Here is a 12,092-nt window from a genome sequence, read left to right on the forward strand (position 1 = left end):
CGTTCTGCCGTTCTGCCGTTCTGCCGTTCTGCCGTTCGGCCGTTCGGCCGTTCGGCCGTTCAATGTTGGCAGCGGACCTCGAAGCAGTGCCGCTGCCCGCGCATGCTTCTATTCAGCGCCGCGCCACGCCTCCGCTATCCGCGCGGCCAACCCCGAATCGCGCTGCGTTGGCGTCGCAATTGCCTGCGCCAGCACGGCGCGAGCGCCGACCACTTCCACCCGTTCGCGCGCGCGGGTGATCGCCGTGTACACCAGTTCGCGCGACAACACCCGGCTGAACACCGACGGCAGCATCAACACCGCATGCTCGAACTCCGAGCCCTGCGACTTGTGAACCGTGAGCGCGAATGCGGTGTCGTGCGGTGGAAGCGCCGCCGGCGATACCGCTCGCAGACCGCCATCGCCGGTACGGAAATACACCCGCAACGTGCCGTTCGCGCCCGGCAGCGCAATGCCGATGTCGCCGTTGAAAAGACCGAGTGCGTAGTCGTTGCGCGTCACCATCACGGGGCGCCCGGCGAACCACTGCGCGCCCACTGCCAGCGTCACACCGGCTGCGCGCCGCACTTGCGCCGCCATTGCCGCATTCACCTGGTCGACACCGCGCGGACCGGACCGGGTCGCGCACAGAATGCGGAAACGGTTCAACGCGTCGAAAAGCGGCAGCGGGTCGGGCGTGTCGGCCGCGAGCGCCGCGGCAAGCGCGTCGGCGTAGGGTGCGAAACCCGCGGCAAGGCGCGCGACGGTGCGCTCGGCAAGCGTCGCATGTGTGTCTTCGTGAAGCGCCGCCGCGCAAGATTCCACGGGATCGATGCGCAGCACGTCGAGCGCCGCGCTTGCCGAGCCGTTACGGATCGCGAGAGACAGGCGGCCGATCGGCGATTCGAGACCGAACCGGTAGTTGCGCTCGAGCCAGACGACGCAATCGGCGAGCGGGCTTTGCGTGTGCGCTGCCGACCCAGGCCGTGACGCGGCGCTGTCGAACAGCTCACCGGCGCGCGATTCATCGAAGGTGTCCGACGAATCCGCGTATGCAAACAGATCGTCGGGCCGCGCTTCGAAGTCGTCCGGCACATCGGCTTGCGCGGGCAAACCGGCGGCCTCTCCACTGAAACTGCGCGATGCGCCCGGCAGCGCCTGCCTGAGCCGCGTTTCGTCGATGCCAAGCGCCGCGGCGATCCGCTGCAAACCCTCTTGCGTGAAGGTCGGACGAGCGCTGAGCTCGGCGAACACCGCGCCGGCCTCGACGGCGGCGAGTTGGTCCTTGTCGCCGAGCATCACGAGGCGCGTCTGCGGTGCAATGGCATCGAGCAGGTGCGCTGCCATGGCGACGTCGATCATGGAAGCCTCGTCGATCACCACGACGTCGTAAGGCAACGGATTGTCCCGATGATGCCGGAAGCGCCCTCCCGGCCCGGACCCGAGCAAACGGTGCAACGTGTACGACGTCTGCGGCAAACGCGCGGCGAGTTCGGGCGGCAGATCGCCAGCGCGCGCGAGCAAGGCTTCCTGCATGCGCTGTGCCGCTTTGCCGGTGGGCGCCGCTAGCGCGATTCGCAAATCCGCGCGCGCATCGAGCAGGCACGCAAGCACGCCGACCACGGTAGTGGTCTTACCGGTGCCGGGTCCGCCGCTGACGATGGTGAGTTGCCCCGACAACGCCATGACCGCCGCGACACGCTGCCAGTCGACCTCGTTATCCTTCGGCGCCCCGAAGTAGCGCAGCAGACGCTCGCGCAGCGTTTGGGCGCCGACGCCCGCTTCAGCTCCAGCAGTGGCATCAGCGCCCGCAGCCACCGCAGCCACTTCAGCATGCGCGACCAACGCGCGCGCAAGTCGCCGCTCGTAGTCGTAATAGCGAGCCAGATACAGCCGCCCTTGCCCATCGACCACCAGCGGCCGCAACGCCGCCGCGCTTTGCGAACCGTCGCTCGCCATGCCGCTGGCGAACAGCGCCGCACGCGCCTCGGCGCTCGATGCCGCGAAGCGCCTGGCCAGCAATGCAAGCGGCACACACACGTGGCCTTCAGCCGTCGCGCGGCTCGCCGCGAACGCGGCTCGCGCCGCCCACTTGACCGCTTCCGCCGATGCGCCGCCGCGCCGCGCCAGCGTGCCGATGCGACGCGCGAAACCTTCCGCGAGCGCGATGCTGAAATCGGCCGGCGCGGGCAAACTCACGCCGATATCGTCGAACTCCGGCGGCGCCGATGCGCTCTGTTCGAACGTGCTCATGCGACACCTCCGATCATGGCCGCATCGAGCAGCGCGACCAGTTCGAATGCGGGCCGCCGCATATGCACGCCCGCCGGTCCATCGGCGTCGTGCCAGTGCGGACGCACGCCTCGCACGAACAGATACAGATAGCCGCCAATATGCGTGTGGTACGAATAATCACGCACCCGCGTTTTCAGATAGCGATGCAGCGCGACCGTATAGAGCAGCGCCTGCAGGTGATAGGCATGACTCGCCATGGCCGCTTCGAGCGGCGCGGCGGCGTAGTCGGCGGCCGTGGCGCCCAGATGGTTCGACTTCCAGTCGACGATCCAGAAACGTCCGTCGTGCTCGACGATCATGTCGATGAATCCTTTGACGAACCCGCGCAACACGCCGGGTTCCAGTGCAACGTCGGGATAGCCGTATTCGATCAGCAACTCGCGCAACGCGGGAAAATCGAGCGACGGTGCCGCGAACAGAAACTCGAGTTCGTTCAGACGCCGGCGCGGATTCAGATTGGCCAGCCTCATGCCAGGCTGCAGTTCGGTGGTGACCACGTCCTTGAGCAGGTTGTGCATCATCGCGGGCAGGCGTGCGGCGAGTTCGGGCACAGCCGGCGCCGGACGCTCGCGCAGCGCACCGCGAATGGCGTCGCCCCACGTATGCGGGTCGGTGAAATCGGCGAGTTCGAACATACGATGCAGACAGTCGCCGGCCGCCGCGCCGCGCGGGAACGCGAGAATGTCGTCTTCCGCATGGGCCTCGGCGTGCGGCGCGGGCACCGGCGTGACGACGAATGCATCGGCAATCTCGTCATGATCCGGGCGCACCTCTTCGACCGGCGTGTGCGCTGCCTCGGCTTTACTGCCCGCGGCAATCAGCCCACTGAAACTCGCCATGCGCCATTGATCGCGCAGCGGCCTGCGATTGGCCCGCGCCTGCATGTGCGCCTCGCGGTCCTGAAGGCTTTCCAGCGGCACGCGGCGTTCGGGCCGCGGCAGTGCCTGCAGCGTGATCGGGCCGCCCGCCAGCGCTTGCCAGCGCGCCGACAACGCCGCCTCGTCGGGCGGCTCGGCGAGCCAGTCGTCGAAGCTGTGGCCGTCGCCGCCCACGAGCCAGTTCAACACGCTGCGGCGCGACTCCTTGGTGGAGCGCGACGACAGGTACGTGCCGGCGACGAGATAGCAGCGGTACACCGCGCGCGTCAACGCCACGTAGACGAGCCGCGCCCTCTCCGCGGCCTGCTCGCGCACCGCGTAACGCGACGCATGCTCGGCCTCTTCGTCGTCGCAACCGTAGTGCAGCACCGCGGCGCCTGCTTCGTCGTGGTACTCGCGCGCATCCGGCAAACCGGACGACGGTGGCTCGCGCAACGCGCCATCGTTCAGGAACGGACAGAACACCACCGCATATTCGAGCCCTTTCGATTTGTGGACCGTGACGATCTGCACGAGATTGCGATCCGATTCGAGCCGCAATTGCGCGTCTTCGCCGCCGCCCTGCGCGCGTTGCGCGGCGAGCCAGCGCAAGGTGGGCGCGATGCCCGGCTGCGTCGCGGCACGCGCCTGCACGAGTTCGGCCAGGTGGTTCACGTTCGTCAAACGACGCTCGCCGTCCTGCCCGGCAACCAGCCGTTGCGCGACGCGCAGCTCGCGCATCAGCGTGCGCCACATCACCGCGAAGCCGCGCTCATGCCACAGCGTGCGGTAGCGTGAAAAACGCTCGACCCAACCCATCGCATCGGCGGCGTGCGCGGGATCGTCGGCGGCCGACGGCGCGTCGGCGACCTGCTCGAGGCGCCACAGCGCCGCGGCGTCGAGACCCAACCAGTCGGTTGCCAGCGCGGCGCGCAAACGGCGCAGATCGCCCGGCGTATCGACTGCGGCCAGTACGCGTTCGATCTGCTCGGCGTCGAGCGTCGCGAATACCGACGCCTGCGCCAGTTCCACGCTGCCGACACCCCATGCGGCCAGCACGCGTTTGATCAAACTCCCCTGCTTATGCGTTTGCACCAGCACCGCGATGTTGCCCGGCGCGAGCGGCGCGTCGCCGATCGTCACCGCGCCTTCGCGCGCGCCGCGCAGCAGGCGCACGATCTCGGCGGCGCACGCCTCGCTCGCTTCGCGCTGAGCCTCGCGCTTGGTCAAGGCGGCGTCGCCTTGCGGCAAGGTCCAGATACGGAAGTCGCCCGCGCTCGTGCCCGGATCGGCGAACGGTGGCCGGCGCCGTTCGCCCGCACGCACCGGCTGATAGTCGAGCCCCTCCAGTACGAATGCCTGGCTGTTGGCTTCGAAGAGCCGGTTGCACGCCTGAACGATGGGCGCGGTCGAGCGCTGATTGACGGCCAGCGTGTAGCGCGCGGATGCCGCCTCGCGCGCCTTCAGATAGGTATGCAGATCCGCCGCGCGGAAACTGTAGATCGCCTGCTTGGGATCGCCGACCAGAAACAGCGGACCGGCCGGCGCGAAGATGCGGCTGAAGATCGCGAACTGCAGCGGATCGGTGTCCTGAAACTCGTCGATCAGCGCTGCGGGATAACGTGTGCGCAAAGCATCGGCAAGCCAGGGGTGCGCGGCGAGCGCGCGGTACAGGTTGGACAGCAGATCGTCGAACGACACGACCCGGCGCGTGCGCTTGCGCGCCACCAGCTCCGCGGGTGCGTAGTCGAGCCAGCTTTGCACGAGCGAAAGCCAGCGCGCGCGTTGCGCGGCTTCGGCCGCGACCACGGCCGCGGCCAGCGCTTCAGCGTGCTCGAAGAACGGATGCTCAGGCGGTTCGAACTTGACCTTGGTGGCTTTCTTCAAAGCCGAAACCGTGAGCTTCAACGCGGCTTTCGGCGGCGGCGCATGGCAGTCGCCCTGCGCGAAGTACTCGGTCCATGCGGCGATGGCGGCGCTCACATGGTCGGGCTTGTGCGACGTCTTGCTCAGACGGTCTTGCGCCTCGGCGAGCAAAGTGACGATCCTGTCGCGTTCCGCATGCCAGAGGTCGCAGGCTGCGTCGAAACCGGCTTGCGGATCGGCGCCATTGCCGGTTGCGTCGAGCTTGCCCCAGCGCAACTGCGCCAGCGGTTTTTTCAGACGCCGCGCGAGTTGCTCGTCGAGTGAAGCGGGACCGGCGCGTTTGCCCACCAGCCACGCGGCGAACGCTGGATGCGCATGCGCCACCGGCTCCACCTGCTCACGCCAGAAATCAGCAGCCATTTCGAAGCGCAAGGCCGCGTCGTCGGCTTCCATTTCGAACGCGAACGGCATGGCGGCGGCGAACGGCGCCTCCTGCAACGCGCGCTGACAGAATGCGTGAATGGTGTGGATCGCCGCCTGGTCGAAGGTGCGCAGCGCGCGCCGCACCACCTTCAAGGCGGCCTCGCGCTCGATGCCCCGCTCCTGCGCGAGCGTCGTTTCAAAGAGACGGCGGATGAACGGATCGCCGCCGTCGTCATCCATTTCGATTGCACGGTCCAATTCGGCGAGACGGCCGCGAATGCGCTCATGCAGCTCCGCGGTCGCCGCCTTCGTGAACGTGACGACGAGAATCTGATCCGCATTCAGATTTTTTTCGAGTAGCAGCCGCACGTACAAGGCGCAAATATTCCAGGTCTTACCGGTCCCTGCGGAGGCCTCGATCTGATTCACGCCGTCGAGCGAACAGGCGAAGACGTCGAGCTCTTCGGCCACCAGCGCGTAACTGTGCTTGCCCCCGCTCATGACGCGCTCCGAAGATGCTGGATGAGCGGCTTGAACACGATCGCGGCAAGACTGCCGAACGGTTCGTCGAGCGTGAGCGGCGTGCCGCGCAAGGCAATACGCAAGGCGGGGTCGTCGGACTCGCCGCGCACGCGGTCGTTGATCCAGACACCGAGCGCCGCGGAATCGCTTTCGCTGACTTTGGTCCACGCGCTCTTCGGGAAAAAGCGCAGCGGCAGCCTGCGCCCGGCCTTGAACAACGCGGCAAGCGGCGCGAGCTGGTCGAGCGGCGCGGCGACCGGCGTGAGCTCGAAGCTTTCGCCGCTGCCATGCCATACGGTGCGGCGCGGACCTTGCGGTCGCGCGGCGCAATACACCAGGTGCGCAAGCCACGCCGACAGATAGTCGCGTGCGGTGGGTTTGGCGTAACGGAAAATCACTTGTCCTGTTTCGGTGAGCAGATTCAGACTGCCGTGCAGTTGCAGCGGCGTTTCGGCCGCTTGCCGCAGCAGCGCGTCGTAGGGGCCAAAGAGCGCCCCGGCCATGTCCGCGCTATCCGGCCAGCGCGGCGCGATGTCGAGCACGAACGGCAAACGCTCGACACCCGAAGCCACTTCGCGGCGCACGCTGTCGGCGAGCTGGCGCAACGCGCCGAGCTCACGTGCGCGCCACACTGCGCCGGTCGCGCCGCCCGGCAGTTCCGGGCTCGCTGCCGCCACGCGGCGCACGCGTTCGAAAATGACGTCGTCGTCCGTATCGGCGTCGAGCAACATTGGCAAAAGACGATCCGCCAATGCATCGCGCCCTGAGTAATCCAGGTCGAACGGTTCGGTGTCAAGCAACTCGCCCTGTGCGTCCGACAACACAATGCCCAGACGGTCGCGCAACAATGCCCGCGCGGGATGGCGCCAGAAACGCACAAATTCGTCGAAGGCGATCGGTGCCGGGTCTTCCGGCGGCAACGGCTGATCGAAGAAAGGCGCGGCAGCGGAATGCGTGGGCGCGGCGAGTAATGTCGCCAGCTCCGCGCGATCCGCGTCGTAGCTGAACAGCCCGGATTGCGGCGAGAAATAGTCCGATGCGAATGCCTGCAACGGATGATCGACGACGAACGCATGCCGCGCGCGCTCCACTTCTGCCGGGCTCGCGCCCTCGCCCGCGGACACTCGCGCGAGATGGTCGAGCAATTCGTCGACCAGCGCGGCCGGCGGCAACGGCGCGTTGTCGCGAATGCTGCGGCCCGTATAAGCGATGAAGAGACGATCGCGCGCGGCGAGCAGCAGATCGAGGAACAGATTGCGTTCGTCGTCGCGGCGCTGGCGGTCGCCGGCTTTGCCGAACGCGGCCATCAGATCGAATTCGTCCGCGCGCGCGAGACTCGGCAAGACGCCGTCGTCCATGCCGAGCAGGCAGACGACGCGATACGGCAATCCGCGCAAGCTGGTCAACGAAGAAAACGTCACGCTGCCCCACGGCACGCCGCCGCGCGCGGGGTCGTCGAGCGCTTCGGTAAGCGCGCTGCGCACCACTGCGGCGGGCATCACGATCTCTTGTGCGCCGGCTTGCATCGCGTCGCCCATCTTGTCGATCGCGTCGCGCACGGCGGCGAGCGAATCGGCAAACTCGACGCCGCCGTCGAAACATTGCGCGAGCGTATCGAGCAGCAGTTGCGTCCACTCGACGGGCGTGCGCTCGATCACGCAATTCGCCGCGAAGCTGTCGATGTCGTCGACGAAGCGCGACAGGCGGCCGAGCAATTCCGCGTCCGAGCCGTCAGCGCCTTCGACCGGCAGCCAGGCGTCGACCGGCTCGCCGCCGTCCGGCATCGCATAGCCGAGGTAGAGACGCGTGAGCGCATCCGCGAAGGTATGACGGGCGATCGGCACATGTTCGCCCGTGGGCTCGACCGGTGCGAGCCCGCGACGCGCGCCGGCCGCGGCCAGCCACTCCTGCGCGGCTTCCAGCGAGCTCGCGTCGATCCCGTAGCGCACGGCGATCGCGTCGACGCGCAACCATTCGATCAGATCCGGCGCACCCACGCTGCGCTCGGGCAAGGCCAGCCAGTCGAGCAGCAAGCGCGCGACCGGATTGGCCTGCGAGGGCGGCAAGCCGGTGATCCGATACGGAATGCGGCGCGTGTCGCCTGGCGGCGTGGTGCCGAACACGGCGTCGATCAGGGGACCGGCCGCCGCGAGATCGGACACGGCGACCAGCACGTCGGACGGCTGCAGGTCGTCGAACTCGTCGAACCAGCCGAGCAGGCGATCGTGCAGCACTTCGAGCTGGCGCGACAGGCTGTGGCAGACGTGGATTTCAATGCCATGCTCGATGGGCAGTTCGTCGGTGTCGGTTTCTGTTCGCAGATCGAGGATGCCGTTCTGCACGGCGGCGAGCCAGCTCGGTTCCGGGTTCTCGGTGAAATCGCCGGTCTCGCCGGAGGCCGCGCTCTCGGTCAGCTCGTGCAGCATGTGCAACTGCGCCTGGGTCTGACGGCCCCACTCGGCGAGCAGCGGATGGCCGACTTGCTGATAGTCGAGCTGGCCGGCGGCGTCGAGCGCCTCGACACGTCCTTCGCTGACGACGTCGAACCAGAACTCGCGGCACGGGTTCATCACGTACAGACGCACGTCCACCCAGCGCGAGAGTGCCCGCAGCAATGCCACGTGCAACGGCGGCATGGTGGGCAGCGCGAATACGCTGACCGCTTCGGGCCACTGCGCGTTCGAGATGGCCTCGAGGTCGAGCGTGCCGATCTCGTCCAGAAAACGGTAGGCAGGCGGCAACGCGGCCGCGGGCGTTTGCGCGTTGCCCGACAGCTCCGTGAGCACCGCGCGCCACAATGCCGCTTGCCAGCGCTCGTCCTCGCGCGCCGCTTCGCTCGCGCCGACCAGACGCGGCCCGCTGTCGTCAGCCGCCCCGCTCGCGAAAATCGAGCCGCCCTTCTGCCATTGCAGCAGCCATTCCGGGCGATAAGTCAGATAGTGGTCGAGCACGGTCGCCACGCGGCGCGCAAGTTCGTAGCGCATCGACGCGTCCGCCGCGTCGAGATACGTGCGCAGACGCGGCGACGCATTCCACGGCGGCGCTTCGTCCCCTTCGTTCACCTGGCCCAGCAGCCGGTAGCAGCGCCACACGAGCCGGTCCGGCGCGAACGGCGAGTGCCTCGGCACCTCGATCACACCGCCAATCTGCGCCCACAGCCATTGCGCGAGATAACCAAAGTTGACATTTGCGCAGATACCCTGGCGCGTAGCGATATCGAGCTCGAGACGACGCCGCACCGCCGCGCTCGGGACGATCACGGGCTGCGCGGTCCAAGGGTCGGACGGCGCCTGCGCGAGGTCGTCGAGCAACGCGCCGACAAGGGTTTCATAGCGGTTCGAGTAGAAGAGCTGGAGCATGGATCCTGGGGTTTGCGCGCGGTGGGAGCGGAACGCCAAAGCCGCGACAGACAGTGAAGCGACAGCATAACAAACGCATCCCTCGCGCAGAACCTGGCCAAACGGACGAGGTCAGATCACCCATAAAATCAGTTAGACTCGTCGGCAGTTTGGGTCTGTCTCTTCAACCGCGTTTATCTCAGTGAACGGAATCCAGGCAGTCGATGCGCTATTCGGTAGAAATAAAAAAATTCCTCTATAGCCAGTACTTTTATGGCGGCCTGCGCATCGCGGTCGGCGTGTCGTTACCGGCCGTACTGTGCCTGATCGTGTTTCACGATCGCGAGCTCGGCTTCACGATCGCGACCGGCGCGCTCGGCGCATGTGTGGTCGACATGCCGGGCCCGCTCAAGTACAAGCACAACGAAATGCTGGCGTGCACGGTGATCGGGTTCCTCTCCGCGCTCGCCACCGGACTCGCCACGGTCAACGCGGTGGCGCTGTGGTGCACCGTCGTGCCGCTTACGTTCCTGCTGTCCTTGATTGTCGTGTATGGCAACCGCTGGCCGCAGATCAGCTTTGCCACGCTGTTCATGATGATCATGACGCTGGAGGAGCGCTTCACGCCCATGCAGGCGCTCATCAACGCGTCGTGGATTCTGGTGGGCGGTCTCTGGTACACCTACTGGTCGACCTTGGTAAGCCGCTGGATGATGCACCGCATCGAACAGCAGGCGCTGGCCGAAAGCGTGTTCGCGTGCGCCGACTATCTGCTCGCGCGCGCCGAGTTCTACGATCTGGATAACGACCTCGACGAGTGTTATCGCAACCTGGTCGACAAGCAGATCGCCGCGGTGGATCGCCAGGACGCCGCGCGCGACATCGTGCTGCGCAATCTGCCCAAGCTCAAGAGCGGCAAGCTCGAGCCGCGCCGCGCCATGCTGTTCAATCTGTTCATCAACACGGTCGATCTGCACGAACTGTTCGTGGGCGCGCACACCGATTACCCGCTGGTACGCACCACTTTCGGCGGTTCCGATCTGCTCGTGTTCTACCGCGACCTGATTCGCAAGGCGGCCGCCGACCTCGAGGAGATCGGGCTCGCGGTGCTGCAGAACCAGGCGCCGCGCACGCGCGTGAACGTCAAGGCGGAACTGCGCGCTATCGAGTTCGAAATCGAGTTGATGCGCAAGCAGAACCTGCCGGCCAAAAACCACGAGGCCTATTCGGCGATCTCGTCGACTTTCCGCCGCGTCTGGAGCGCCACGCGCCTGATCGACAAGATGCGCAAGAGTCTCTCGAGCGAACCCAGCACGACCGAGACCGAATTGCGCCTCGACCAGGCGCTCACGCGTTTCGTGTCGAGCCGCCGCGTGCCGTTCGGGCAGATTTTCTCGAACCTGACGATGGCCTCGCCGAGCTTCCGTCATGCGTTGCGCGTCACGATCGCGGTCGCTGTGGGCTTCTGGCTCGGCCGTTTGCTGCCGCTTACCAACGCCTACTGGATCGTGATGACCACCGTCATCATTCTGAAGCCCGGCTATTCGCTCACCAAACAGCGCAATGGGCAGCGGATCGTCGGTACGCTGATCGGCTGCGCGGCGAGCATCGCGCTGATCATGTTCGTCAAGGAGCCGCACTTCCTGCTGGTCGTGATGTTCGCGTCGATGGTCATGAGCTACAGTCTGCTGCTGTTCAATTACACGGCGAGCGTGGTGTTCACCTCGTCGTATGTGCTGCTGATGTTCCATCTGCTCGCACCGGGCAGCATGCGCATCATCGGCGAGCGTGCGATCGATACCGTGGTGGGCTGCGCGATCGCGATTGCGGCAAGCCACCTGTTCCCGTATTGGGAATATCGTTTGATGGGCAAGCTCGTCAACAACATGATCAACGCGACGCGTCAGTATCTCGAAGCAAGCTGGTGGTGGAGCGGCAAACCGGCCGCCGCAGTGGTCGCCACCGTGACCGAGGCCGGTGCGCGCGCCCCGGCCGCGGCCATGGCCGATCCGGCGCTCGACTTCGGCAAACCGGTGCTCGCGGCGGCTGATGGTGGCGCAAGCGCTGCAGACAGCGGCACAGGTGCTAGTCAACGCGGTGGCGTAAGTAGTGGCGTAAGTAGTGGCGTAAGTGCCGGCGCAAGCGCTCAAGCCGCCGCAGGTCCCGGCGCGTCAACAACACCACCGGTTGCCGACGCCGGCGCCGGCGCCGGCACCACAACGGTCAGCAATCCGACCGCGAGGCCGGCTTCGGGCGCCTCCGCTGCCGCCGCAGCCGCGGCGACAGCGCTCGATCGCGATTACCGCTACCGGCTCGCCCGCAAGAATGTTCACGTGGCGTTCGCGAATCTGGGCCAGGCGTTTCAGCGCATGATGCTGGAGCCGAAGTCCGCGCAAAAGTTCGTGCCGGAACTGAACGGCCTGCTGGTGCGCAGCCACGTGCTCGCCTCGCAGATCACGGCGGCCGCGCCGCTGCTGCGCACCTCGGCGCAACAGCAGGCCGACGGCGTTTCGCTACAGCCGCTGCAACGCGCGTTGAGCGTGGTGCGTGACAATCTCACCGAGGCCGAAACCGGCACCCCGCCGCCCGCCGATCAGGGCGAGCAGATCAAGCAGTTGGGCCGTGAGCTCGATGCGATGGTAGTCGAGACGGAAAAGTCGCCCGACTATTCGGCGGACGCCGTGCACGACATGAAACTGCTTGCTCATCAATGCAAGCAGATGCTGTCGGCGGCAGCGTTGATTCGCAAGGACGCGAGCGTGATTCGCCTGCCGGACGAGTGAGGCGGCGTGGGCCGACATTGCGCACGCAC

4 protein-coding genes are annotated in these 12,092 nt (G+C 66.6%); 1 reads left to right on the forward strand and 3 read right to left on the reverse strand.

All coding sequences use genetic code 11. The annotated features are described in order from the left end of the window. Positions 1–108: 108 nt before the first annotated feature. The 3 genes from P0D68_RS13600 to recC are packed head-to-tail and all read right to left on the reverse strand — an operon-like array spanning position 109 to position 9,301. Positions 109–2,232 (reverse strand): AAA family ATPase, encoded by a 2,124-nt coding sequence (locus tag P0D68_RS13600; protein WP_408297000.1) that lies wholly within the window; start codon positions 2,230–2,232, stop codon positions 109–111. Beyond that, on the reverse strand, positions 2,229–5,921 hold the full coding sequence (recB, locus tag P0D68_RS13605) for an exodeoxyribonuclease V subunit beta (protein WP_408296998.1): 3,693 nt from the start codon (positions 5,919–5,921) through the stop codon (positions 2,229–2,231). The genes P0D68_RS13600 and recB overlap by 4 nt, the downstream gene beginning before the upstream one ends. Continuing rightward, positions 5,918–9,301 (reverse strand): exodeoxyribonuclease V subunit gamma, encoded by a 3,384-nt coding sequence (gene recC / locus P0D68_RS13610; RefSeq protein ID WP_408296996.1) that lies wholly within the window; start codon positions 9,299–9,301, stop codon positions 5,918–5,920. The genes recB and recC overlap by 4 nt, the downstream gene beginning before the upstream one ends. A 203-nt stretch (positions 9,302–9,504) precedes the next feature. Between recC and P0D68_RS13615 the strand changes: the two genes are divergently transcribed. Then, positions 9,505–12,063, forward strand: a complete 2,559-nt coding sequence (locus P0D68_RS13615) for an FUSC family protein (RefSeq protein WP_408296994.1) — start codon at positions 9,505–9,507, stop codon at positions 12,061–12,063. Positions 12,064–12,092: the final 29 nt, after the last annotated feature.

Origin of the sequence: Paraburkholderia sp. RL17-380-BIE-A, assembly GCF_046028085.1 — a bacterium.
GTDB lineage: Bacteria > Pseudomonadota > Gammaproteobacteria > Burkholderiales > Burkholderiaceae > Paraburkholderia.

Coding starts and splice junctions, on each gene's coding strand:
- P0D68_RS13600 (WP_408297000.1), bottom strand. CDS start 2,232: ATGAGCACGTTCGAACAGAGCGCATCGGCGCCGCCGGAGTTCGACGAT.
- recB (WP_408296998.1), bottom strand. CDS start 5,921: ATGAGCGGGGGCAAGCACAGTTACGCGCTGGTGGCCGAAGAGCTCGAC.
- recC (WP_408296996.1), bottom strand. CDS start 9,301: ATGCTCCAGCTCTTCTACTCGAACCGCTATGAAACCCTTGTCGGCGCG.
- P0D68_RS13615 (WP_408296994.1), top strand. CDS start 9,505: ATGCGCTATTCGGTAGAAATAAAAAAATTCCTCTATAGCCAGTACTTT.